General features: G+C 36.1%; 25 protein-coding genes. 10 read left to right on the forward strand and 15 right to left on the reverse strand.

The features are described 5' to 3' along the window. The first annotated feature begins 39 nt into the window (after positions 1-39). The 3 genes from IV88_RS09180 (at position 40) to IV88_RS03650 (ending at position 3,027) form a co-directional block, all read left to right on the forward strand. A complete protein-coding gene (locus IV88_RS09180) occupies positions 40-204 on the forward strand; it encodes a hypothetical protein (protein WP_157059323.1) in 165 nt (54 codons plus the stop codon). A 179-nt stretch (positions 205-383) separates the two neighbouring features. After that, the gene (locus IV88_RS03645; protein ID WP_057798876.1) at positions 384-1,547 is read left to right on the forward strand and encodes a galactokinase; all 1,164 of its coding nucleotides are present in this window, start codon (positions 384-386) and stop codon (positions 1,545-1,547) included. Positions 1,548-1,557: 10 nt separating this feature from the next. Then, a complete protein-coding gene (locus IV88_RS03650) occupies positions 1,558-3,027 on the forward strand; it encodes a UDP-glucose--hexose-1-phosphate uridylyltransferase (protein WP_057798878.1) in 1,470 nt (489 codons plus the stop codon). 89 nt (positions 3,028-3,116) lie between these two features. Here IV88_RS03650 and IV88_RS03655 read toward each other — a convergent pair whose 3' ends face one another. The 6 genes from IV88_RS03655 to IV88_RS03680 all read right to left on the reverse strand — a co-directional run bounded on the left by IV88_RS03655 (position 3,117) and on the right by IV88_RS03680 (position 6,745). Next, complete coding sequence (locus IV88_RS03655; protein WP_057798880.1) at positions 3,117-3,410, reverse strand: Txe/YoeB family addiction module toxin; 294 nt, start codon at positions 3,408-3,410, stop codon at positions 3,117-3,119. After that, positions 3,407-3,667 carry a type II toxin-antitoxin system Phd/YefM family antitoxin gene (locus tag IV88_RS03660; RefSeq protein WP_057798882.1) on the reverse strand — a complete coding sequence of 87 codons (261 nt, stop codon included), beginning with the start codon at positions 3,665-3,667 and terminating at the stop codon, positions 3,407-3,409. Before IV88_RS03660 ends, IV88_RS03655 begins: the two co-directional genes overlap by 4 nt. A 129-nt stretch (positions 3,668-3,796) precedes the next feature. Next, a complete protein-coding gene (locus IV88_RS03665) occupies positions 3,797-4,549 on the reverse strand; it encodes an SDR family NAD(P)-dependent oxidoreductase (RefSeq protein WP_057798884.1) in 753 nt (250 codons plus the stop codon). Between the two features lie 10 nt (positions 4,550-4,559). Next, complete coding sequence (locus IV88_RS03670) at positions 4,560-5,297, reverse strand: IclR family transcriptional regulator (RefSeq protein ID WP_057798886.1); 738 nt, start codon at positions 5,295-5,297, stop codon at positions 4,560-4,562. A gap of 175 nt (positions 5,298-5,472) precedes the next feature. Continuing rightward, positions 5,473-5,610: a hypothetical protein gene (locus IV88_RS09335; protein WP_057798888.1), complete on the reverse strand. Its 138-nt coding sequence runs from the start codon at positions 5,608-5,610 to the stop codon at positions 5,473-5,475. 256 nt (positions 5,611-5,866) lie between these two features. Continuing rightward, positions 5,867-6,745, reverse strand: coding sequence for an aldose 1-epimerase family protein (locus IV88_RS03680; RefSeq protein ID WP_057798890.1), 879 nt, complete (start codon positions 6,743-6,745; stop codon positions 5,867-5,869). Positions 6,746-6,933: 188 nt separating this feature from the next. On the opposite strand from IV88_RS03680, the gene IV88_RS03685 reads away from it, so the two are divergent. After that, complete coding sequence (locus IV88_RS03685) at positions 6,934-7,185, forward strand: AbrB/MazE/SpoVT family DNA-binding domain-containing protein (RefSeq protein ID WP_057798892.1); 252 nt, start codon at positions 6,934-6,936, stop codon at positions 7,183-7,185. Between the two features lie 89 nt (positions 7,186-7,274). Continuing rightward, the gene (locus IV88_RS03690; RefSeq protein ID WP_057798894.1) at positions 7,275-8,606 is read left to right on the forward strand and encodes a dihydrolipoyl dehydrogenase family protein; all 1,332 of its coding nucleotides are present in this window, start codon (positions 7,275-7,277) and stop codon (positions 8,604-8,606) included. A 240-nt stretch (positions 8,607-8,846) separates the two neighbouring features. Here IV88_RS03690 and IV88_RS03695 read toward each other — a convergent pair whose 3' ends face one another. The 4 genes from IV88_RS03695 to IV88_RS03710 all read right to left on the reverse strand — a co-directional run bounded on the left by IV88_RS03695 (position 8,847) and on the right by IV88_RS03710 (position 13,966). After that, positions 8,847-9,293 (reverse strand): hypothetical protein, encoded by a 447-nt coding sequence (locus tag IV88_RS03695; RefSeq protein ID WP_057798896.1) that lies wholly within the window; start codon positions 9,291-9,293, stop codon positions 8,847-8,849. Between the two features lie 84 nt (positions 9,294-9,377). Beyond that, positions 9,378-11,045: a glycoside hydrolase family 13 protein gene (locus IV88_RS03700; RefSeq protein WP_057798898.1), complete on the reverse strand. Its 1,668-nt coding sequence runs from the start codon at positions 11,043-11,045 to the stop codon at positions 9,378-9,380. Positions 11,046-11,126: 81 nt separating this feature from the next. Then, positions 11,127-11,987 (reverse strand): ROK family protein, encoded by an 861-nt coding sequence (locus IV88_RS03705; protein WP_147165232.1) that lies wholly within the window; start codon positions 11,985-11,987, stop codon positions 11,127-11,129. After that, on the reverse strand, positions 11,984-13,966 hold the full coding sequence (locus IV88_RS03710) for a sucrose-specific PTS transporter subunit IIBC (protein ID WP_057798936.1): 1,983 nt from the start codon (positions 13,964-13,966) through the stop codon (positions 11,984-11,986). Before IV88_RS03710 ends, IV88_RS03705 begins: the two co-directional genes overlap by 4 nt. A 174-nt stretch (positions 13,967-14,140) precedes the next feature. Here IV88_RS03710 and IV88_RS03715 point away from each other — a divergent pair, with 174 nt between their 5' ends. After that, positions 14,141-15,616: a sucrose-6-phosphate hydrolase gene (locus IV88_RS03715; protein ID WP_057798902.1), complete on the forward strand. Its 1,476-nt coding sequence runs from the start codon at positions 14,141-14,143 to the stop codon at positions 15,614-15,616. 11 nt (positions 15,617-15,627) lie between these two features. Next, positions 15,628-16,620, forward strand: coding sequence for a LacI family DNA-binding transcriptional regulator (locus tag IV88_RS03720; RefSeq protein WP_057798904.1), 993 nt, complete (start codon positions 15,628-15,630; stop codon positions 16,618-16,620). 32 nt (positions 16,621-16,652) lie between these two features. Here IV88_RS03720 and IV88_RS03725 read toward each other — a convergent pair whose 3' ends face one another. Beyond that, entirely contained in the window at positions 16,653-17,507 is an 855-nt protein-coding gene (locus IV88_RS03725) for a CPBP family intramembrane glutamic endopeptidase (RefSeq protein WP_057798905.1), read from the reverse strand. A gap of 104 nt (positions 17,508-17,611) precedes the next feature. Here IV88_RS03725 and IV88_RS03730 point away from each other — a divergent pair, with 104 nt between their 5' ends. Continuing rightward, entirely contained in the window at positions 17,612-18,499 is an 888-nt protein-coding gene (locus IV88_RS03730) for a MerR family transcriptional regulator (RefSeq protein WP_057798907.1), read from the forward strand. A gap of 42 nt (positions 18,500-18,541) precedes the next feature. On the opposite strand, the gene IV88_RS03735 is transcribed toward IV88_RS03730, so the two are convergent. After that, positions 18,542-19,768, reverse strand: coding sequence for an MFS transporter (locus IV88_RS03735; protein WP_057798909.1), 1,227 nt, complete (start codon positions 19,766-19,768; stop codon positions 18,542-18,544). Between the two features lie 93 nt (positions 19,769-19,861). Then, a complete protein-coding gene (locus IV88_RS03740) occupies positions 19,862-20,935 on the reverse strand; it encodes an endonuclease/exonuclease/phosphatase family protein (protein WP_057798937.1) in 1,074 nt (357 codons plus the stop codon). A 132-nt stretch (positions 20,936-21,067) separates the two neighbouring features. On the opposite strand from IV88_RS03740, the gene IV88_RS03745 reads away from it, so the two are divergent. Both IV88_RS03745 and IV88_RS03750 read left to right on the forward strand, forming a co-directional pair. Then, positions 21,068-22,165 carry a hypothetical protein gene (locus IV88_RS03745; protein ID WP_057798911.1) on the forward strand — a complete coding sequence of 366 codons (1,098 nt, stop codon included), beginning with the start codon at positions 21,068-21,070 and terminating at the stop codon, positions 22,163-22,165. Positions 22,166-22,263: 98 nt separating this feature from the next. Further along, the gene (locus IV88_RS03750) at positions 22,264-22,725 is read left to right on the forward strand and encodes an SRPBCC family protein (protein ID WP_057798913.1); all 462 of its coding nucleotides are present in this window, start codon (positions 22,264-22,266) and stop codon (positions 22,723-22,725) included. 33 nt (positions 22,726-22,758) lie between these two features. On the opposite strand, the gene IV88_RS03755 is transcribed toward IV88_RS03750, so the two are convergent. Both IV88_RS03755 and IV88_RS03760 read right to left on the reverse strand, forming a co-directional pair. Beyond that, the gene (locus IV88_RS03755; RefSeq protein WP_236698597.1) at positions 22,759-23,580 is read right to left on the reverse strand and encodes a metallophosphoesterase; all 822 of its coding nucleotides are present in this window, start codon (positions 23,578-23,580) and stop codon (positions 22,759-22,761) included. 375 nt (positions 23,581-23,955) lie between these two features. After that, the gene (locus tag IV88_RS03760) at positions 23,956-26,220 is read right to left on the reverse strand and encodes a glycoside hydrolase family 31 protein (RefSeq protein WP_057798916.1); all 2,265 of its coding nucleotides are present in this window, start codon (positions 26,218-26,220) and stop codon (positions 23,956-23,958) included. Between the last annotated feature and the right edge of the window lie 4 nt (positions 26,221-26,224).

Genomic DNA, 26,224 nt, shown 5'->3' on the forward strand with positions numbered 1-26,224 from the left:
AAAAACAAATTCTCATAACTAAATTGGAGAGTGAACGAAATGATGCAAACATTTAAAAAAATAAAAACTAACAAAGCCATATTTTGGGGAATTGTAGTAATAATAACCTCAGTTATTCCTGCGATTTTTCAAAAGAGTTCCCTTGCATACGCATTGCAAGCTCTCATCTCAATCATTGCATTATCTCAAATTATGAAAAAATAATAATAGTTCACTTTCCAGTGAATGGTTCTAGGCAAACTTATGTTGATAGAGCTTTTCAAAAAGATCAATTCGTTTTGCGAATTGGTCTTTTATTATTTGTACCTAGTGGCGTGATTTTAATCGTGCTACAATAAAATCAGCATATGAAAACGGTTACTCAAAAAACGGAGGACATACCCATGAACAAACAAGATTTTTTAAATGGTTTCACAGCTACTTTCAATTCAACTACTGATAAGGTCTATTTCTCACCTGGACGTATAAATCTAATCGGAGAACATACCGACTATAACGGTGGACATGTTTTCCCTTGTGCAATCAGTAGAGGAACTTACGGAGCCTTCAAGATACGTGACGACAACCAAATCAAATTATATTCAGAAAATGTACCATCAACTGGTATCCTAAGCTTCGATAAGGATGACTTAAAATTTGATAAAAAGTATAAATGGAGTAACTACCTTCGGGGAATGATCTTAGAAATGAGCAAGCTTTCTGGACAAACCTTTACAGGATTCGACTTATATTTATCTGGCGATTTACCCGATGGTGCTGGCCTATCCTCGTCTGCTTCCATTGAAATGCTGATGGGAACAATTTTAAATGAAGAATTTCATTTGAACATAGAACCAATTGAAATAGTTAAAGCTGGTAAAAGAGTAGAGAATAACTATATCGGTGTTAATACTGGTATTATGGATCAATTTGCCGTAGAAATGGGGAAAAAAAACCAAGCTACATTTCTTGATACAAATACAATGGAATATAAATACGCTCCTATCAGTCTTGGAAACAACATCATCTTGATAATGAATACTAATAAGCCTCATGAGCTTGTTAATTCTAAATATAACGAGCGCAGAGCACAATGCGAAAAGGCCTTAGAACTAATTCGAAAGAAAGTAAACATCGACTCTCTTGGGGATTTAAGTGTAGATGAATTCGATCGTTTAACCTCGTTAATTAATGATGAAGTTTTAATAAAGCGCGCACGTCATGCAGTTTTCGAAAACCAAAGAACCATTATGGCTAAAAAAACACTTGAAGAAGGTAATCTAATTGAATTCGGCAAATTGGTTAACGCTTCTCACATTTCGCTTCAGTTCGACTATGATGTTAGTGCACCTGAGCTCGACTTTTTAGTTAATGAAGCATGGAAATCTGATAAAGTATTAGGATCAAGAATGATTGGTGGTGGCTTTGGTGGCTGTGCTATTGCCATTATAGACAAAGATGCTGTAAAGGATTTAGAACACTCTATAGGCTCTTCATATAAAGACAAATTTGGATATGCCGCTGACTTTTATGAAGCACAAATTGTAGACGGGCCTCATGCAATATAAGGAGAAAGAAATGTCACAAGATGCTATTTCAAATTTAATATCTCTCGCAATTAATAATCAGGCTGCTGATCCTGAAGATTCTATTTATCTTAGAAATCGTACAATGGCTTTAGTTGGAGAAAAAGTACCCACTGCAGAATATAGCTATAACCCACAGGTAATTATTGATGCATTAGTGAACTTAGCCATTCAAAACAATAAAATTTCTAATTCCATTACAGATAAAGAACTATTAGCGAGTCAGCTAATGGATATTGCAGCGCCTCTTCCCAGTGCCATAAATAGAGAATTTAATAATATTTTCAACCAAAGAGGAAGTTTAGCTGCAACCACGTACTTCTATAATTTATGTAAATCTGATAACGACATTCAAACTGCTGCAATTAAAAAGAATATTGAATTTACAGCTAACAAACTTGAAATAACAATTAACTTGTCTAAGCCTGAAAAGGATCCCAAAGCTATTGCCGCAGCATTGCATCAAACCGATGAAAATAAGTATCCAAAGTGTCAATTATGCCTGGAAAATGAAGGATATCTAGGTAGAGTCGGCTATCCGGCAAGAAGCAATCATCGTGTTATACGGATTAACGTTAATGAAAACACTTGGGGATTTCAATATTCACCATACGCATATTTCCCTGAGCACGCTATCTTTATCGATCAGGATCATGTTCCTATGAAGATTAGTAAGCAAACCTTCAAAAACTTATTTGAAATAATAGATAAGTTTCCACACTACTTCGTGGGTAGTAACGCTGATCTGCCAATTGTTGGGGGATCTATGTTAACCCATGAACATTATCAAGGTGGTCGACACTCATTTCCAATGATGAAAGCTTCCATTTCTGAAAGTATACAAAATCCTTTAGACAACAACTCAGCTACTATAGGTATCGTTAACTGGCCTATGACCGCATTTCGCATTCAAAGCAATTCAAAGGAGGATGTAGTTAACACGGCGGAATTCATCCGACAAAGATGGTTTGATTACACAGATATTTCAGTTGATATTCGCGCATTTACCGACAACGAGCGTCACCATACTGTCACTCCTATTGCATACTTTAATGATGACAAACTTTACACTCTCGATATTGTTCTAAGAGACAACCAAACATCTGAAAAATATCCTGATGGTATTTTCCATCCCCATAAAGATGTTCAACACATAAAAAAAGAAAATATCGGTTTAATTGAAGTAATGGGAAGAGCCATCTTCCCACCTCGACTTGTGTCCGAAATGAATGAAGTGCAAAAATACCTACTCAATAAGGACAATAAAATCGCCGATTATCATTTACCTTGGGCCAAAGAAATTAAAAAAAAGCATAGTAAAATTTTGGAAGATAATGTTGAGGGTATTGTTCATGAAGAAATAGGTACAACGTTTGAAGAAGTTTTAAAAGATGCTGGTGTATTTAAATGGAACATCCAGGGAAGAAAAGCATTAGATAAGTTCGTAAAGTCACTTTACTAAAATTGTAATAAGTTATTATAAAAGGAAAGATTTCAGCACTTATGAAAAAAAATGTGCTAAAATCTTTTTTGATTATAAATTAGCCGGGTTTAACTAGGCTTTCTAATTTCATAGTGTGACCAAGCCGACCATACTTTAACAACCTTTGCTTGTTTATCTATTGTGTATATAACACGATGCTGATTGTTAATCCGCATTGAATAGATTTTTTTCGACTTAGGTTGCAGTATTTCTCTATTATGTTGTGAACTATATGGATTTTCTTTTAAGCATTTTATGATTTCCATATACTTGTTAAATAGGTTCGCTTTTTCAAGCAATAGTTCATCTTTCTTTTTAACTTCTCTATGTGGAATAACGATGTACTTATTTGTATTTTTCAATAAGCATCCTGATCATTAAAATCTCCTGGCTTTTCATTCTTCATTCTATCTAAAACAACGTCCAGTGTTCCCGTGTCATATAAGTACTGGGCTTCCTTCAGCTTGTTCCACTCATCTTTACCAATAATAACCACCTCGCTGTTTGTCTTTTTACTCTTATCCTTAATTGTCACTTCAATTGGCTCATGTTTCTCCACTACATTATTCAAGGCTTTATACAAATTTCTACGTAATCCAGTTGGTGTGTACACTTCCATTTCATCGACCTCCATTTGTTATTTACTGGTATTATATTCAAAAAAATAAGCGTACGTCAATACGTACGCTTATTGCAACATAAAGCGCTCGTTACTTTTAAACTACGCCTTAATATAAGATTTTATTTTTTACTGCACTGGCTGACTACTATAAATCCCAAATCCAGTATTAACCTGAATATTCTGCCCAGTGATTGATTTGCCTTCATCAGATGCCAATAAAAACATCATTCGAGCAATGTCCTCAGGTTCAGTTAATCGACCGATTGGACTTGCATTCTTAAATCCATCGATGACGCTTTGTGGATTATTCTGGAACAACGCTGTATTAGTGGGACCAGGCACAATATTATTCACACGGATATTATACTTACCGTAATCTAACGCCATTGATCGCACCAAATTAACAACAGCGCCTTTTGCAGCACTGTAAGCTGCCATATTATAGTCGCCGGTAATCCCTGAAATTGAAGCAGTGTTCACAATCGATCCATGTTGTTGTTCGATCATTGCTGGGACAAAATACTTCGTCATTAGATAAATTGATTTAACATCAATATTCATAATGCGGTCCCAAGCGTCTTCTTGAACCTCGTGAAGAGCTCCTTTTACGAAGATTCCAGCATTATTAATCACGGAATCAATCGTTTTAAATTGTTTAATACTAGCATCAAAAAGATTAGCAACTGATTTATCATTTGAAACATCAGTTTTATGAAAATAGACTTGGCCTGGAAATAGATCAGAAAGTTTCTTCGCAATCTTTACTCCATTCACATCGTCAAAGTCTGCCATGACAACATTCCATTTGCGACTTAGAAATAGCTCGGTGGCTTCAAGTCCCATGCCTGATGCCGCACCAGTTATTACAACTGTATTCATGTCTTACCTCCTAAAAATATTCATTCGTAATTTGCTGACTGCACTGTGTTAAATCCTTCGCAATTCGTTTTAATTCACTACGTTTTAAGTTGTTGTATGAGTTTGAGATACCTAGTGACGCCACGCTCTTGCCATTCACAAAAATCGGAACAGCTAAACAACGGATGCCAATTTCACTTTCTTCATCATCTAAAGCAAAACCCTGCGACTTTATTTCATTTAGATTTTGTCGAATAACATTTTGATTGTCCAAGGTATATTTAGTCCCATCTGGAAAATCCATACCATCGATAAAGGCTTCTTGTTGTTTAGGTTCTAAAAAGGCCACAATACTTTTTCCAAGCGCACTCATGGTAATCGGAGTACTGTCTCCAATTTCCTTCAAACCATCTGTATTATCTTCTGCTGAGAATACTTGTGAAATGACTACTTCGTAATTTTCTAAAATTCCGATAAATGCCGTTGCATGATATTTGTTTACAATCTCTTTCACAATCGGAATTGTGATCCAGTTTAGGGATGGTGCACTAGGCTGTGAAAATAAGTTGTTGTTATGCGTAAGTGAATACTGCGAATTGAACTTTTTAACATATTCAGTCGTTATTAACGTTTGCAAAAGTCGAAAAACGGTCGTTTTATTCATCGCTAATTCTTGTGAAATTAGTGTTAATGTCGCACCGCTATGCTCTGATAAAAACTCGATGATTTTTAATCCTTTAACGAGCGTTGTTGATGAATTGTCTGACATATCTTTCTCCTTTTAGCATACGTGTATAATATGCGGATGATTTTTAGTTGGCAAAATATAGTTGATTGTTTCAATATACGAAATTTTATTATAACGTATTGCGCTGGGTTACTGTTTATAGCTAATAAAAAATCCCAATTCATATCCTATTTGGAATGAATCGGGATTATATAATTTATCTAAAAATTTTAGGACCCTTACGCATGTTTTTACGGTCATTTTTAGGATTCTCGAAACGATCTTTACGGTATCCACCGCTTTGTTTCTTCTTGATCATTTCTAACATTTTTTCTTTTTGTGCTTTGGTTGGCATAGATTAACCTCTCTTTTAAACCTTGGCTGAAATTGTTAATTATATTTCAAGCATTTACCTTATTCGACGAGGTTTAATTATAGCATCTGGGGAGTGTTATGGCTAATTGAGTTGCGTTCTATTTGTTTATAGCCGTAACGTGCTAATGAAGACAGTAATCTCCGTCCAGCTACAAAAGAAAAACGATAAGCAAAAATCGCTTATCATTTTCCTTTTTATGCTGGTACTCGATTACTAACCGTCTTCCTGAGCACTTCTAATTTAGTTCCATCGCATACTCAAACTCGCGACTTTCGCCTGGTTCTAGAATAGTATTACCTTTCTTGTTCATCCAGTCGGTTGGAGTGTCGCTGGCTTCATCTGGTAGACCTGCGAATGGTTCGATACATAAGAATGGTTCAGTCTTGTGTTCCATTGCCCAGAGAGTTACATATGGGAAGTCTTTGATATCTAATTTGATTGAATGAGCTGTTTGGTCAGAATGAAGTGTGACACTATCAATCTTCTTAGCGTCCATAATAATCAAACCGTCATCAAACATCTCATGGTTCAATGCTAATTCACTGTTTTTAACAGCTTCATAAGGTTTCTTTGTACCATCACGGAATGGTGCTGGGTTAACTCCTAAGCGTTGAACTTCCTTTTGGTTAGGGCTGAATGTTAATGAATAGTCTTCAAAAACACCATCGTCATCAACTGGTACATTGAAACCAGGATGTGAACCTAAAGCAAATGGCATTGCTTTGTCATCAGCATTTGTAACACGATATAAAGTGATTAATTTATTTTCAACAACTTTGTATTCTACTTGGAGCACGAAGTTAAATGGGAATAATTCTTTTGTCTTATCGTTAGCTTTTAATTCAAGTAAAACTTGGTCATCAGCCTTTTTGACGTTTTCCCATTGATAGTCACGGGCGAAACCATGCTGTGACATTGAATAAATCTTACCATCTAGTTGATATTGGTCATTGTTTGATTTACCAATTGATGGGAACAAAATTGGTGCATGACGTGTCCATGCTTGACCGTTCCAAATATAGTCATATTCACTTTCTGAGCCAACTACGTGTGTAACTTGGGCTCCTAATTGATCAATCTCTACTGTTAAACGATTACTCTTAATTGTTATCATCAAACATTTCTCCTTTATTTTAATCTATCTATACCATGAGCTACTTAGTTAAAAATGTAAAGGCTTACACACTAATTTATGAAATAATTTTCAGTTTGATATAATGGTTATTTTACAACACTTCCGACCTTATTCGTTGTACTATTAAAATAGTTAAATTGGTATATTTAAAAACGGAGGATGATAAAATGATAGAATTCAAAAGTAAGATTGTTGCATTAGATGGTTCTCAAGGTGTTTTATTACCAAATTCTATTTTAGAAAGCATTGGGGTAGTTTCTCCATTGGAACAAGAGGTCAACATTTCAGTTAAAAATGGGGCTATTATCATCAAACCAAAGTTTTCGAGATTGTGGGAAAATTGCAGATCTTTAAAAGACACCCAAAACTCAGGAGAACTAGATTGGGGTTCCGATGTTGGTAATGAAATAATTCATTAACTCAGTATTGAGCAAATTTCGCCGTATGTATTTTAAATTTTGCTACAATGATAGCGAATACATACTAGTACAGTTAGGGGGAATTTATAATGGATTTTGATGTCTTATTTATAGGTAGTGGTCAAGGTGCTTGGAACGGTGCCATTCCTATGTCAGAGCATGGATTAAAAGTAGCCGTAATTGAAGAAGGTAAATTTGGTGGTGTTTGCACGAACCGTGGGTGTAACGCCAAAATCACACTCGATCGACCAGTAGAAATTCTACGTCAGGTAGAACAACTTCAAGGGCGTGGCTTTGATAGTCTTCCCCAACTAAACTGGCACGACTTGATGGCTCACAAACACGAAGTCATTGATGGGTTAGCACTTGGTAATGAAATGAAGCTTCAAAACGCTGGTGTAACAAATATTAAAGGTCATGCTCGCTTTGTTGACTCACATACCGTTGAAGTTAACGGATCAAGATATTCCAGTGAAAAAATCGTGATTGATTCCGGACGTCGCCCTCATCGTATGGATATTCCTGGTAGCGAACTTTTCCATGACAGTACGGACTTCATGGTGTTAGAAGAGCTGCCAGCTCGAATTACCATTATTGGCGGTGGATACGTTGGAATGGAGTTTGCTACCATCGCAAATGCATTTGGCAGTGACGTAACTGTCATTCTACGTGGTAATAAAGTCCTCCGTGATTTCCATCAACCCTACGTTTTAAAATTAATCAGTAGCTTAAAAGATCGTGGCGTGAAGTTCCAATTTGAAGAAACTATCGAAAAAGCTGAACAAACTGCAGATGGAATCAAGCTTAGTGGCACCAATGGTTATGAACAAACAACCGATTATATAATTGATGCAACTGGTCGCATTCCTAATGTAGAAGATATGAATTGGGACGGAATTGGTCTTAAATACGATGCTCATCGTGGTATTCCGGTTAACGATCATTTGGAAACTAATATCGAAGGTGTTTATGCTTCTGGAGATATTTTAGATAAGAAATTACCTAAAATTACCCCAACTGCCATTTTTGAATCACAATACCTGGCACACTTGTTCACTGGTGAAACGTCAGCACCTATCGATTATCCCGCAATTGCGTACACTGCCTTCACTTCCCCAAGAATCGCTTCAGTCGGTGTAACTCCGGAAGTTGCGGAATTTCATCCTGATGAATACACTGTTAAAGAATTCGACTATACCGAAGACTGGTTCCGCCAAGTCGGTAATGAAAATCTCGGTGGTGTCACAGTAGTTTACGATTCAAAAGGAATTGTCGTTGGTGCGACAAGTATTGGTAATGATGCTGTTGAAACCATTAACGGTCTCACAGACATGATTGAACATCGTGTCAGTCATGAAGATGTTGAACGTTTGATTTACATCTTTCCTAGTGTAGCTCATAGCTACATGAGGAAGGTTTAGTTTAATAAATTTAAGTCGTTTTCGAGATTAGCTGGAACGTAGTGAATGAAATTCAAGCCGAAGTACGGTCTTGAATGTTCATCTTATCCTAAGCAATAAATTGCTAAGGATAATTTCACTACTTAGCCATCTTGAAAACGACTTTTTTCTATATTTGTTTTAATTCCAATAGGAATAGTCAATAGTTCCAGATATTTATTAGCACATTGGCTTAATTTTTGTACTTTAATTCTTGAATCACTACTTTAAAACAACCATAAATACAAATAACACAATATCAATCACAATGTTACAAATCAGTGTTTCATTAAACACTGGCAGGCTAGGAATTAGCTTCGTACGTGAACGTATCAATCTACCATCGTAAATTAGCACTGCCACAATAATAACTATCCATAACGATATTTCATTTTCCGAAAAACCAGCCAGAAACAAAATGACAATTAGTGCTTTTTCAAATAGAGACAAATGACGATAATCATCTTTAAAAATATTAACCGGTAATTTGTCCTGCTTACCAAACTTAAACAAAAATAAGGCACACAAAATAATCATGATTGGAGCTGAAAGTGTATATCCAAGAAGGATAGTATTTTGACTATACAACCACATACCGATTGAGGTAATTAGATTTAGCAATATTAAAATGATAAATTTTGAGTTTGTCTTCTTGATATTAACCACCATTGATTCTCACTTTAACTTTTTACCACATTATATCTAATGAAAACACAAAAGGCACCTCTAATTAGGTGCCTTACTTAGTAGTTATTATATCTTATAAACTCGACTCTCAAATGGTTGAAGATTGTCAGTTTCAATTTGATCATAATTATCGATCAAAACTTCAGCATCCCTGAAACTAGTTGGCACTTTGTAATCAACAACATGGTCTGCAAAACTACAAATCACGAGCAATTGATCATCGTCATCAGTTCTCGTATAACTGAACACATCGGGATTTTCAGCATCTACTAATTGATAAACCCCATCTGTAATAACTGGTAATTCATGCCGTATCTTAATTAATTTTTGATAGAAATAAAATACTGAATTAAAATCTTTGAGTGTATCTTCAACATTAATCTCATCATTATTTGGATTTAATTTTATCCAAGGTTCCCCGGTTGTGAAGCCCGCTTTTTCACTAGCATTCCAAGGCATTGGTGTCCGAGCGTTATCACGTGATTTAGCATAAATTGCTCGTAACGCTGCATCAGGTGCCACATGATGAACCTCAGTTAGTTCCTTATAGCCATTAAAAGTTTCCAAATCTTGATAGTCATTAATCGAATCGAATTTGGCATTTGTCATCCCTAGCTCTTCGCCTTCAAAAACATATGGGGTCCCTTGCATCATGTGCAATAAGGTTCCAAGCATCTTTGCTGATTCAACTCGATATTTTCCGTCATTACCAAAACGTGTGACAGGACGTGGTTGATCGTGATTACTCCAATAAAGAGAATTCCAGCCACCATGAGCTGAGAGTTCAGTCTGCCATTTACTGAGGACCTGTTTTAAGTCACTTAATTTAAAGCGATTCTCTGAGAACTTACCAAATGGTCCGCCATCTAATCCCATGTGCTCAAACTGAAAAATCATATCCAATTCATGTCGTTTTGGATCCGTATATTCCACAGCTTTTTCTGGAGAAGTTCTTGGCATTTCACCGACTGTCATAATATCGTACTTAGATAAGACTTCTCGGTTCATTTCTTGCAGAAATTCATGTGCACGTGGCCCATTTGCAGTCATTTGGTGGGCGTCACCATACTTCTCGACCTCACGAACAGCGCCATCTAAATACGCTGGGTTCTTAGAAATTAAATTAATAACATCCATCCGGAACCCATCAATCCCTTTATCCAACCAGAATTTCATCAAATCATAGACTTCTTCACGAACTTTTGGATTTTCCCAGTTTAAATCGGGTTGTTCTTTCGCAAATAGATGGAGATAATACTCCGCCACACTCTCTTTGTACGTCCATGCTGATCCACCAAATGAACCACCCCAGTTGTTTGGTTCTTGTCCATTACGTCCCTTTTTCCAAATATAGTAATCATGGTGCGGATCATCCACACTAGATTCCGCGGCTTTAAACCATGGATGTTGGTCTGAAGTATGGTTCACTACTAAATCCAAAATAATTTTCAAATGATGTTTGTGTGCTTCTGATAATAGCTTTTCAAAGTCTTCCATCGTCCCAAACATTGGATCAATTGCGCGATAGTTAGCAATATCGTATCCATTATCGACCTGAGGTGAAACATACATCGGATTAAGCCAAAGTACATCTACACCAAGTTTCTCTAAGTAATCTAGATGTTCAATAATCCCATTAATATCACCAATTCCATCACCATTAGTATCTTGAAAACTCTTTGGATAGATTTGATAGACAACACTCTTTTTCCACCATTCAGTTGCTTGTGCCATGATTTAAATAACCCCTTTTACGATATTTGAAAGCGTTTACTATATTTAGTCTAGTGGAATTACCGTTTAATTTCAATTGGTCTATGAAAGTTCTTTTGCCGCTAACAACAACGCACCCTTAATACCTGCGTCATCGTTTAAACCTATTCTGACAATGTACTCCTCCAATGGTGGAACATCTACATAGTCGTTCAATTGTTCTTTAAAGTGTTTACGAATCTTCTTTAATAAATGTTCTTGATGAATTACGCCACCACCAAAAATAATAATATCAGGTCTTAAAACAAGCGTGGCAGTTACACAAGCCTGAGCAGCATAGTCGGCAATATAGTCCCAGACTGGATCATTTTGATCCAATTCAACAGCCTTCTTGCCAATACGTTCTTCAATAGCTGGACCAGCCGCGAGTCCTTCAAAACAATTTTTATGAAATGGGCAATGTCCTTCATAGATATCATTTGGATTTTGTCTAATTAGCATGTGACCCATTTCCGGATGTGAAATACCTTGTAGGAATTCACCATTTTGAACATAACCTGCACCAATACCTGTTCCGATAGTCCAATACAGGACATTTTCTTTTCCTCGACCAGCTCCCTGGACTGCTTCCCCATAACCAGCTGCATTCACATCAGTGGTAAAACTAATTGGAATATTCAGTTCTTTCTTCATGGAGCCAAGAAAATCATAATTACTCCACCCAGGTTTAGGCGTTTTAGTAACATATCCATATGTTACAGAATTTTTATTTACATTAATTGGTCCAAAAGTACCGACCCCAATTGCCTCAACCTGTTGTTCTTTGAAATAATTAATTACCTGATTCATTGTTTCTTTAGGACTTGTTGTTGGAATCTTAATTTGTTCACTGACTTGTCCGTTTTCATCACCGATGGCACATACAAACTTAGTACCACCCGCTTCAACTGCACCTATTTTCATAATTGCATTGCTCCTGATTTATTATTTGCTTGAGCTGTAAGAGCTACTAATTTATCACCATGTGAAACATCATCAACATTTTGAATCCGTTCAACTCCACCATAGCTCATAGTATTAGTAACAACGATCATGACTGTAGCGTCATATCCCGCTTTTTGAATTGCTTCATAATCGAATGTTCCTAAAAGATCACCCTTTTTAACTTGTTGTCCTTTTTTGACATTACTTGTGAAAAATTCGCCTTTTAAATTGACTGTATCAACGCCGAGATGGATTAAAATTTCAGCGCCATCTTTCGTCTTAATTCCGTATGCATGATTTGTATCAAATTGAACTGTAATCTCTCCATCAGCTGGAGCATAAACATTATTGTCGTTAGGAATAATTGAAGCTCCCTTACCCATAATTTCAGCAGAGAAGACATTATCACTAACGTCACGAAGGCTTTGTGCTTTACCGCTAACTGGTGCAGCAATGACTTCATCTGATACTTCTGTTTCAACAACTTCTCCAGCTTCATCGACTGTTTCATCATTGTCAGCATCCATATCTGTAGCAACTCCACTGGCTAGGACACGTTTGCCATATCCAAATGTAAGGGTAAATGCAACGGCAAAGCTGATTACAACACCAACAAAGAATGACAACCAGTATTTACCAGGAATTGAAACAAATCCAATCACACCTGCAGCACCCATTGCACTAGCTAAAACATGTGCTAATCCCATCCAAATACATGCAATTCCAGAACCAATCATGGCGCAAATAAATGGAAACTTCATTTTTAAATTAACACCAAAGATAGCTGGTTCTGTGATACCTAACAAAGCTGAAATAGCTGATGAACTTGCCAAACCTTTTTGCTTACTATTCTTTGAGATAAAGAAGATGGCCAGACATGCAGCTCCTTGTGCGATATTAGCCATTGAAGCAATTGGAAAGATAAAACTACCGCCAGTTTGTTTAATATTAGCTAATAACTGGGTTTCCACAGCTGGGAAACTTTGGTGTAATCCAGTTACAACGATTGCAGAATAGAATGTTCCAAAAACACCAGTTCCTACAAATCCGGTTGTATTATATAGCCAAACTAAACTAGTCGTTAATCCATCTGAAACAACTCTTAGAACAGGTCCCACTAATGAAAATGTTAAAAATCCAGTAATAATAATTGCTAACATTGGAGTAAAAATAAAATCAAAAGCATTTGCAATATGTTTGTGGAAGAATTTTTCTAAATTAGCCAAAATCCAAGCGACTGCAAGCACCGGAATAACTTGCCCTTGATAACCTGCTTGTGCAATATGTAATCCAAAAACATCCCACATTGGCATCTTGCCACTAGCCATAACTGTCGCAACTTGATAACCATTTACCAAAGATGGCATAACCATGATCATACCCATTGCTGCACCAAGATATGGATTCCCACCAAATCTCCTAGTAGCTGAGAAACCTAACAGAACAGGTAAGAATGCGAATGGTGCTGACGACATCAGGTTGACCATCTGTGCAAATCCGTCTAACGCTGGGTACATTTCAACAATTGATTTAGCAGCAAAAAGATGTTCGGCAGTTAAAACATTATTGAGAGCCATTAACAAACCACCAGCAACTAGAGCCGGAATAATGGGAACAAAAATATCTGACAAAACTTTGATAAAGGCCATAAAGGGATTAGCTTTTTGACCATTCGCAGCTGCAACCTTCAAATCATCCGGTGTTACTTCCTTTAAACCAGTTAATTTGATAAATTCGTCGTAAACCTTGTCTACATCACCAGGCCCAATAATCACTTGATACTGGCCATTGGTTTTAAACGTTCCCTTTACATCAGGTTGTTTGTCCAAAGCCTTCTGATTAATTTTGGATTCGTCCTTAACCACCAAACGCAATCTCGTCGCACAATGCGCAGCAGCCTGAACGTTATCCTTTCCAATATCATCTAATACATCACGAGCAACCTTTGCATGATCCATTGCCATAATGAAGCCTCCTCTAGTTTCTGAATAATTTTTGCTCTTTACAGCTTATATAATAAACCGTTTTCATAAATTGTCAAACGTTTATCAATTTTTATTTTAAAAATATTATAATTGGTGATACAATGCACCTATAAATAAATAATATCGTTTATCAAAGTGAGGCATATTATGATTAAACACTGGACAGATAAAGATCGTTATCGTCCCTATAATGAATGGGACGATGCATATTTGGTAGAACTTAAAAAACGAGTTAAACAGTCGAACTGGCGATTAGGTTTCCATATTCAACCTCAAACAGGTTTATTGAACGATCCAAACGGATTCTCTTTTTTTAATAATCAGTGGCACTTATTCTACCAAAGCTATCCTTATGGTCCCGTACACGGACTAAAGAGTTGGCATCATCTCACATCTACTGATTTAATCCATTGGAAGGATTTAGGGTTAGCACTACAGCCAAATAATCAGTTTGACAGCCATGGAATTTTTTCAGGTTCAGCTTTATCTACCCTTGAAGGCCTAGTATTTATGTATACCGGAAATGTGCGCGACCAAAATTGGCAACGACATTCCTACCAAAACGTTGCTATTATGGATAGCGGCAATGCAATCAATAAGATTACAGAGCCTGCCATTACGACACCTACCAATATCTTCACTGAAGATATCCGTGATCCTCAGTTGTTGAAAATTCATAAGGAATACAAAGTAATTTTAGGTGCTCAGACCATTAATAAAACTGGTGCAATTGCTGTATTCAAAGGTCACAGTTTGGAAGATCTAAAATATCAAGGTGACTTAAAGATAGACAAAGAATTATCGGGATATATGATTGAGTGTCCCAACTTGGTATTTATAGATAAGCATCCTGTATTACTTTTCTGTCCCCAAGGCCTTGACCATAAGCAACACGAATATCAAAACGTATACCCTAATACCTATCTAACTGGTGAATCATTTTCTTGGGATTATTTAGAAATTAAGCATCCCAGTGCACTAGCAAACCTTGATGAAGGTTTTGATGTTTACGCTACTCAGGCCTTTAATGCACCTGATGGTAGAGCGTTGGAAGTGAGTTGGGTTGGGCTTCCTGAAATGGAGTATCCAACAGATTCTGACGGTTGGTCCGGGGCTTTGAGTTTAGTGAAAGAGTTAACCTTGAAAAACGGTGAGCTTTTCCAATATCCGGTCAAAGAAACTAAAGAACTACGTAAAAACGAGCAAGTTAATATCAAACAACTCGCTAATTCTTCTAATCAATACGAATTAGAAATACAAATCAAGGATAATCAAACTGGTGAGCTACAGTTACTTCGTAGCGAGGATGGACAACACTATTTATCACTCCATTTTGATACAACAATGGGTAAGCTGGTGCTAGATCGATCTCACAGTCCTCAACCAATCAATGTTAAATTCGGCCAGAAACGAATTGCTAATGTTAGCTCACATTCAGATTTAAAGCTTAATATCTTTGTTGATAATTCGGTAGTAGAAATATTTGTGAACAATGGTGAGAAAGTATTTACATCCCGTTATTTTCCACTTTTAAACGAGTCAGGAATTAACGTTAAAACTAGTGATGAGAATGATACAATTAGGACTAAGATGTGGGATTTATTAAAGACTAATCATAATTGAGGAATTTTCAAATGGCTAAACTTTCTGATGTAGCAAAAAAAGCTGGAGTTTCTGTTACAACAGTCTCTCGTGTAATTAATAATTATGGATCATTAAGTGAAAAGACTAAGAATGCTGTATTCACTGCAATGCACGAATTAAATTATCAACCAAATTCACTGGCTCGTTCTCTTCAGGGCAAGCAAACAAAATTAGTTGGGGTAATCTTTCCTTCAATTACTAATCCATTTTATGCAGAACTGATTGCTGATATTGAAGATAAATTATTTAAAAATGGTTATAAGGTTATTCTATGCAATGCAAACGAAAATGCTGAAAAAGAACTTTCATATCTTCGTATGCTAACTGCTAATCAAGTGGATGGAATTATCGTTGGTACACATTCAAATGAGATTAAAGAATATCAGACAATGGATTTACCCGTTGTTTCATTTGATAGAACCTTAGGAACCAAGATTCCAACTATCAGTAGCGATAACTTTCAAGGCGCACAACTCGCCACTCAGGAACTAGTTGATAGTGGTGCAAATAATATATATTTCATTGGTAAGACTCACCTTGGTTCAGCCAAGAATCCAACTGATTTACGTGAAAAAGGATTTGCCAAAACGCTTGAACAAAACTCGCTAAAGCCGCACTACCTTGATTTAGATAATGATCTTTCAAATAACATCAAAAAAATGAAAATACGTGACTTTCTCACTAATACTCCCACCGTTGATGGAATTTTCACTTCTGATGATTTCACTGCTCTATTAGTTATGGAAGTGGCTCAATCTCTCAAAATTGATGTTCCTAAAAATTTGAAAGTAATTGGCTTTGATGGAACTCAATTAATTCAAAGTTTCCATCCCGAATTATCAACCATTGCTCAACCTATTCAAGATATAGCTGAACTTCTAATTGGAACCTTAGACGAACGAATTAATCAACATAAAGAATTTGAAAATGCTAAGTTAGTTCTTCCAAATAGGCTTATCAAATCAAATTCAACACAAAAATAAAACGGACGTAAGTTGCCTTACATCCGTTTTTATTATTTCCAATTTTCTCGATAAAATCCTAACTGTGGTAACGTTAGAGACTTCAATTGTCTAGTAGCACCAACTACAAGCGGAATATAAATCAGAATAAAGATAGTATTGATTAATAAAGTTGTCATTGCTTGTTTAGGATCTGAGCTCACGTATGAAACAGAGTTAGAACCTGTGAACATCAAGTTACCAATCATCAATAAGAAGTCAGACAATCCATGAACTATGGCAATCCCCCATAGATTTTTAGTCTTAAGATAAATTGCGCCAAAGAAGTATCCCGCCATTCCTGCACTCAAGGTTTTAACTAAAGCTTGTAGTAGTCCTAAAACACTTAAATCAACGCCTGATTGGAACCACCCCAACAGAATGTGTACAAAACCAAAGATGATACCGCCAATGATAATTGCACCAAATAGTCCTCGTCTTGTTTTACCAAATTTTGCTAATAAGGCTTGTAGGATCACACCTCGGAACATACCTTCTTCAAAGAATCCTAACAATGAATAGAAAAATACACCTTCCAGAATCAACAAAATAAGATTAGGTTGTAAAGCCCGGTGTGCTGAAATTGCAGCAAAGATAGTTGAAGATGCGACTAGAATTCCTGGAATTAGATAAATGATACTTTTTCTAAATGTAAATCCAAGTCCATTACTTTGAAACTTAATTAACTTAAAGCCACCGATAGCGACAACCAACCCTAACGTTAGAATCGTAAGTGGCACTTCTTGTCTTAAATTCTGCAAAACCGTACCATCGGTCTTAATTGTTAGCAATAATACAAATGCAATTACCAACGCTACAAATGCCGTAACAAGTGGATATTTATTAACTAGTGATTGTTTTTTATTCATTTTAAATTTTCCTCTTTATTTAGTATAACTAATATCATAAACTGTGATGTTACATCATAGTCAAGTATAATTAAGATAAATTCTAGTTATGGAAGGCATTTAATATGAAAAATGAACTTACCGCAGGAGCATTCGCAAAACTGTGCGGCACCACTAAAGCCACATTACGTTGGTATCGCAAAGTTGGATTATTGATTCCAAAAGCTATTGGTGACAATGGATATGCCTATTACGGAACTGAACAACTTATACAATTCAGCACTATTCAAGCCTTGCAAAAAGTTGGTTACACGCTGAATCAAATTAAGAGCTATAGCGACTTTGACAACGCAGATAATTCTTTTTTAGAAAAACAAATATCGCAATTAGATCAAGAAATCAGTATTTTACAAACTCAAAGAGACTATTTAAAGAATCTTCTTAATACCCAAAAGAGCTTATCAAAACGCTGGAAAGCAGATTCAAAAAATGGAGATTCCAAAGTAATACATTATGAGAAAACTTTCTACTTAATGATCCCAACATCGGCTGATAACCCAGCTTATTATCAGAAACAGCTATTTGAGTTTAAAGAACTACTTTCTGAACTAGATTTGCCTTCTGATTCGACCATTATCACCTTTTTAGATGAAAATCATCTTGAAAAGAAAGTGTTTTCAAATGGATTCTGGGTCGGAATCCAAATTAAAGATGACAAACTCACACCGATCCTCAAAGAATCTAAAAATACCATTGCAAAAAGAGCCAGAATCTTTACCAGACCAGCTGGAAACTATTTTACTTATCTAACATCATTTGCGCTTGAAACAACACCTGAGCAGAGTAATAAATCCGTTAATCCAATGGTTCAAGGGCAGATAATGGCCTTAAGAGCAGCGAGAAGGAAAAAGGCAATACTTTCCGCCGGATTACTAGAAACACCAGTAACTATTAAAGAACAGGAAAAGGGTATCAAGTATTTATTCATGGAAATATCTATATTAATCAAATAAAAAACGAGTTGATAAACTTAGTTAGATTATCAACTCGTTTTTTTACTCGATTACTTGCTTATAGTCTATATCCTTAACATGATCCTTATTAAGCTCTCTTAAACTAATCATCGTTATAAAGCTGATTAGGTATATAAGCGATAGGAATAACATCACAGTCGTCAAAGTATATTTATCCATCAAAAAGCCTATTAATACTGATGAAAAGTTTCCAATTCCTTTTGATACACCCATAATTGTGTTATTCGCAGTAGCACGAATATCAGTATCATACATTTGACTAATAATCACACCAAAACCACCATACATACCATCAGAAAAGAAGCCTAAAACCATCCCTGCAATTATCATTTCAACCTGATTCTGTGCGAATAATATAAGGTAAACTACAACTGAAGAAGCTAACAACCATATTGTAAATGCTGTCCTACTGCCAAATCGATCTTGAAAGAATCCAAAGAAATACATACCCAAACTCATTCCAAGAATTGTACTAATCATCCACAATGAGGAACTGGCCACACCCACATGCAATCTATTTTGCATAATTGTGGGCAGCCAATTCATCAATCCATAATATCCTGCAACTTGAATAGTACCCATAACAATTAGTCGCAAAGTTTTACTAATATTTTGACGAGTATTGAACAGTTTTTGCCATCCGATGGTTGCAACTTGGCGGTCTTCTTTATGCTTTATAAAAGCTGGACTCTCTGACAAACCAAAACGGACAAATAATGCCAATATAACAGGAATGACGCCAAAGAAGAACAAAGCGTGCCACCCTAAATTAGGAATAACCACCGCCGCCAAAACAGAAGCTACAATTGCGCCTGCCTGTCCTGCGATTGAAGCAAAGGAAGTCATTCTACCCAGTACTTTACGCGGAAAGGCCTCACTTAACATTGTTATAGCAATGCCGTACTCTCCACTAGCACCAATTCCCATAATCACGCGAAGCACACACAACATCACAAAAGAATTAGTTAATCCCATGAAGACTGTTCCTATCACATAAATGAAAATCGACCATGATAATGTCTTAACTCTGCCAAAACGATCTGCTAAAACACCAAATAAAATCCCACCAATTAACGATCCAATACTCGTAATTGATGGGATTAGCCCTGCTTGGGCATGTGTAATATGCAATGTTGTAATAATTGAGGCCAGTGAAAATGAAATAAACATGGCATCCATGTTTTCCAAAGTAAAACCTAATAATGTTGATCCAGTAACTCGACGTTGATATTTCGTCATTTTTTCCATAACAAAGCCTCCAAATGGATGTTCTCTGACACCCTTTATTTGATACATTGTTGGATAGTATACAAAAAAACTAATTGTACTGCAAGGTGAAATTTATTTTGCTAATTTAAAATTCATCACCAATGGATTGTGATCTGAATATGCAAAACTAGTATCTTTGACTTTAACATCTTTCACCTGAATATTGTCGGAAATAATAAAACCATCAATCATCGTGACAAATGATTTGCCCTTTTTATATGGCTCATTCAAATTACGAGCGGATGGCACTGCGTCTTCTCGCAAGGATCCCATTGGCATATGGAATCCAGCCGGAATTTTATCTTTAGGGAATGGTTTATTCCACGTTAGGTGTTGATTGGCGGTATGGAACACTTTAGGACTATCTCCGAGGGTATCGTGATTATAGTCACCACCTACCATGACATAGTTCCCCTTTTTATATTCATCTTCCATCACATTAAACATCTTTTTAAGTTGCGCATTTTGTACCTTAGCACTCTTAGTGTATGCGGATAAATGAACATCAATCAAAATCATTTTCTTACCATTTGCGACCGGGCTAATTGTAACCGTAAAGGCGCGATCCAAATCAAAGAACTTATTAATATCTATATCGATTGGCAACGAATATCGTTTAGAGTGCTCCATTTTAGCCTTGCTGAGCGCTAGCAATCCTGATTTAGCCTTTCCAATCGGCTTCGTAACTGGGAAGAATAAATATGGTGAATCGTAATTCTGACCGAAGACAGAGCCATACTCATGTTCCAGGCTACTAGAAATTTGTTTTTGTTCATTAACATTACGTGATCGTTTTCCATGTTCATCAACTTCTTGGTAAAATGCAAACTCTGGATCGACTTCTTTAGTTGTTTTAATGACGCCATTGATGTTATCAACCACGGATTGCTTACTGTCAGCAATTGACTTTTTGCCACCATCCATAAAAAAAGTATAGCTAGGTGGATAGGATCCGTAGCCAATATTATACGTCATTGCTCGGTAGTTTTTATCTACTTGAACATCAGCCTGGCGTGAATTATTAATCGTTAATTTTTGATTATCCGGAACCCGGTAGTAGGCAGTAAATAGATAAATTAAGTATCCGACTACTATTAAAACGACTACCAATAATCCTATTAATAAATATTTTAAGAACCGTTTCATCATTTTGCTCCTCTAATATATCTTGATATTTTATTTTAGCACTGATAATGATAAATAATTATATCTGGTTACTTTCGGCATATATATCGGTATAATAAGGTTATTACAATATTTTACGGGGGATTTTGTCCAATGGATCATGTTAAGGAATTTTTTAATAGGTTGAGGTCAGAAATTCGTAATTTTATATGGCCAAAAGAAAACGACAATCCCATTGATCAAGAATTCTCGCACGATGATCTGTATCGTAACCGCAGGTTAGCTCGCCGCCGGAGATCAAAATTACGCATCGAAAGATATTTGTCATTAGCTCTCTATTTTGCTTTGACCATAATTATAATTGGTGGAATCATTTTTGCTGGTCGTAAAATTTCCTTCAATGGCAAAATAAATCATGTCAAAAATGAATACGCACAAATCTATACCGATTCCAATCGATCTGATTTAAAAGATTCAGTAACGGACGGCAAACTCACCAACCTAAGTCACGACGTGAATGCTTTACCTAGCAGTCACGAAAAAATGGATTTACAAAAAGAGGACACTGAAAGTAAGCACATGTTGTCTACTAAAGAATCTTACAAGAAGCTATTCACTAAGAAACAAAAGCTTAAGGAAAAAGTTAGTCCAAAACAGATTTCAAAACTCAAAGAAAAATTAAAAAAACGAAAATTACCAAATGCATTTCTAAATAAATATTCAGCAAAACTATCTAGCGATTTTAATACAGTCAAAAAAGCAAAAAGTCTTAGTAACAAATATAATAATATAATGAATATTTATAATATTGGTGGTAGCGTTGATACAAAGACAGTAGATCAACTCATCAAAGACTTGAAAAAGAATAAAAAGTCTGAAAAAAGTGATAAGCAACACGGAAAGTTAGTTAAATTTCGTAAAAAGCTTGTGGCAGAGCAGAAAGCTCAAATTAACGCACAAGCACTAGCCGAACAGCAAGCAGCTAATCAAGCTCAGGCAGAGGCCGAACAAAAAGCTCAGGAGAAAGCTGAGAAAGCCGCTGAAAAAGCTGCTGAAAAAGCACAAAAGGAAGCTGAAGAGCAAGCAGAACTGGCTGCCCAAAGTCAACAAGCAGCAGATGCTTCAGCTAACAATAGTCAACAGAGTGCTAATGGTGATGGAAGTGCTACCAGTTCAGATTCTAACAATAATCAATACGGTGGTACCGGATATTCTCAATCTGATAATGGAAATTATAATAGTCAAAATTAATTCACAAAAATCGTCTTTAACTATAAGGCGATTTTTTATATACAGCCAATATAAGATAGCCTATAATAATTGCAACGTCACATATTTGAGAGATTATCATGCAAAAAACTCTACATTTTTCAAAAATTATTAATGCTCCAATTGATGAATTGTTTAACCGTGTTGCTGATATGAAAAACTATCACGAGTGGTTACCAAACTCCAATGCATTCGGCGGTACTAAAGATATTGAACCCTATCCAGTCCAACTAGGTACTAAATATTTGGATTATGGTCCCAGTGGTCAACGCCCTGGCGAAGTTAACTTCTTTGTGCCAAATAAAAAAATTGGATTTAATCACAGTATGGATATTAGTCAAATGGGCTTAAATATCAAAACCGATATTCAAATCGATTATACCTTTGAAGAAACTAACAAGGGCGTTAAGGTTAGTCGGACTTTGATTATGACTATTAATTCTCCCATTAGTTCATATTGGGGATTACCATTTGTGATGGGAGCTTTTGTAAAAGAAAATTTCCGTCTAATGGGTGCACTTAAAAAATTCAGTGAACAATAAAAGAGTCAGACAATTTTTTGTCTGGCTCTTTATTTAAATACTAACATTTAATACCGATATTTCAGGTCGAACTCCGAACCGAGCGTGAACTCTAGTTGTTCCTACACCGGTATTAACGTAGACCTTCATGCCACCATTAAGTGTGTACAATCCTTTGATATATTTTCTCGATAACACGTTGGTTTCCTGGTAGAACGGTAATTTAATTTGTCCGCCATGACTATGCCCGGCCAATACAAGTTGTGTACCTGTGTTCACTAGTTGATCAGCTACATCTGGTTCATGAGTTAACATGACGGAATAATTAGGTTGCCCCACTCGATATTGTAAAGTTTCTGGGATAGAAGGATGACCTAACATAGAATCATCCATCCCTCCGATAAAGACCGAACGACCATTTAAATTTAACATGTCACCAGCATTTTTCAAGATCTTAAATCCACCATTAGCCATCACACTATCGTAGACTCTTGATTCTCCACCGCCATAATCGTGGTTTCCCCAAACTGCAAATTTACCAACTTTAGCTTTCATTTGCGCTAATTTTGCACTCACTTCATTTTGATAAGGATATGAAGCAAAGTTATCATATAGGTCACCATTAAAAACAATTATATCGGGTTGTTGCTGATTCACGTCTTTAATTACCTTATCTAATTTTGCAACCGGATAGCTATTCGAAATGTGTAAGTCGGAAATCTGAACAATCTTTAATTTAGTTGCATTAGCATCTTTATTTTCATTAATTTGAACTTGTTTAATAGTTAACATATTGGGCTCAATTTTGAATGCGTATAGTGGTAACATCACTATGAATAATCCCAACAAACCGAATATCATAATTTTCTTTTTCAAAATAGCTCCCCACAATCTCTAGTCCACTTCGAACTAGCTTACGAGTTTATTCTACGTGAAAGTTCTGACGAAAAGTGGTCTGATGGTCATATTTAGGATTTAATTTAAACTTATTTAAGGGAATGTTTAGAAAGAGAGTGAGAAAAAAGGCGGTTTGATTCTGAGCATAGCATAGGAAACCAAATGATTCGTACTTGGAATCGTTTGGTTTTCGTAGCTAAGGCGGCGACCGAGGCGGTTTGAACCGAGTAGGAAAGTTGTGGGCTTTGCAACTTTCTTCCTTCATCAGCCTTTTTTCTCCGATTTAGACTATTAAAGTTAGAAAATGAAAAGAACCTGAAGTAAAAACGTTAGTTTTTGCTCAGATTCTTTAGTTTACTTATTAATCAAAACAGCTAATTCACTTAACATCCCTGCCAACTCCGGATTATCCAAAGTATTCAGATAGTTAACAAATGCTACCGTTGTCATTTCTGGATCAACAAAAGCTCTCCATATTTGCATTTTATCATCAAAATCAATTTCTGCATGTTGTAGTTTTTCTCTAAACAACTGGGTTATTTTAGAATTATTATCTTTAATATTAACTTGATCTACTTGAATCTTATTGTCTAACTCTGTTGATTCAATTTCTAAATTATTCACATCAGCCTGATATCCCACAAATTCAAAAATATAAGACCGATTTGCAGGGATTAAGTGTGCAGGATCATTAGTTGTAGTTGTAACTGTCTTACTTTCTTCATTCCAAGTAAAAATAGTTTCAGCCATCTTTGTCTGTTGGTGTTCATACATGTGATACCTTGCATCAGCACCTGGGTAAACCTTAACTCTGATAGTTTGAGGCAATTCATTCAAAGACTGCATATATTCTTCATTAAGGGGAATAATGCTACCGTCTTTTACAAAAACAGGATATTCATTTTCACTTCGGTAAAGCTTCAATACTTGGTTTCCTTGGTAGTGAATTCCATTGTAAAAGTCTGTCCAATGACCTTCAGGCAACCATGCCTCAGCTGAAGCTTGTCCTGTTTGTGAATCCTTAGGAGTCGTAATCGGTGCAACCAACATTTCATTTCCAAAGTAATACTCGTTCTTAAATTGATAAGCTTTTTTATTAGTTGGATGTTTGTAATATAACGGTTGAATTAATGGCTCACCGTCTCGATGAGTTAGTTCATTAGCCGTATCAATATAAGGCACCAACTTAGCACGCAATCTTAACGCATCATTCATAGCTCCACGAGTAATTTCATCATAATTCCATGGTTCCTTACCCATAAAAAGATTATCAGAACTATGTAATCTTAAAACAGGACTAAATACACCAAATTGCATCCAACGTAGTGATAATTCCGCGTTATATCTTCCGTGCATATGACCACCAATATCATGGCTCCACCATGTATATCCGATATTGCTGGCAGTAGCAGTGAAATATGGTTGGAACTGCAATGATTTCCAACTAGCAACTGAATCACCAGAAAAACCAATTGGATAACGATGACTTCCAGGACCCGCATAACGTGATAAAATCAGTCCTTCACCAGGATGACGTTTAGTATTATCGTTATAATGCAATACATTGAGTAACCAAAGTGGGTCCAAATGCTTTCCTCGACTACCACCTTGTTGCCAGTCTAGCCACCAAAAATCTACACCCTTGTTTTCTAGTCCATGATGAACAATATCAAAATAAGCTTTAACAAATTTAGGATTCTGAAGATTAAAAATAGCAGGTTCTTTTTTACTTGCATCCAATCCCATTGATTTAGCAACTTCTGGATATGATTCCTCTGATGGCCTGATTCCTGCAGCTGGGTGAACATTCAAAGTAACCTTTCGACCTGCATCATGCATTTTTTTCAAAGTTCCTTTGGGATCAGGGAATAAATCTCGATTCCATGTATAACCTGTCCAGCCACTGCCCATTTCAGATGGAATCTTAGTTGTATGCCAGTTCATATCAAAAACTGAAACAGCAATCGGTAACTTCTCATTTTCAAATCGTTTCATTAACTGTAGATATTCATCTTGTGTATAAGGATAAAATCGACTCCACCAGTTACCTAAGGCATATCGAGGAACAATCGGTGTTGATCCTGTTAATCGATAAAAGGCTTTGAGTGTTGCCAAGTAATCACGCCCATATGCAAAATAATAGAAATCATCTTCCGTATGATCACGATCAATAAATTCATCACCAATTTGAATGAATGATTTAGAATCATCAAGAACACTAAATCCCCCTTTAGTCATTAATCCATCTTCAAGAGGAATCTCTCCGTCTGCTTTGTCCAATGTTCGAGCAGTACCCTTTAGATTCTTTTCAATCTTCTCTCCGAAGTACCAGCGTGAATAATAGGTTTCAAAATTGTACTTGGCATCGATAAATAATGTATCGTTCGAAAATTTACCGCCCTCATAATACAGATGAAAACTATCAGTTACTATTTCTAGTTGATGGCCTGCATGATCTCTGATTACATCAAAGTCGGGATTGTCAAAATCACGATTTTGAATAACCTTCGTAGTTCGATCTTCAAACTGACCACTTTCCGAATACTCTAGTCGCAATAATTTATTTGTTAAAACAGTAAATCGATATTTATCGCCTTGAATTATATTTTTAGATGTCATTTAA

Source organism: Pediococcus argentinicus (assembly GCF_001437605.1).
Classification (GTDB): Bacteria; Bacillota; Bacilli; order Lactobacillales; family Lactobacillaceae; genus Pediococcus; species Pediococcus argentinicus.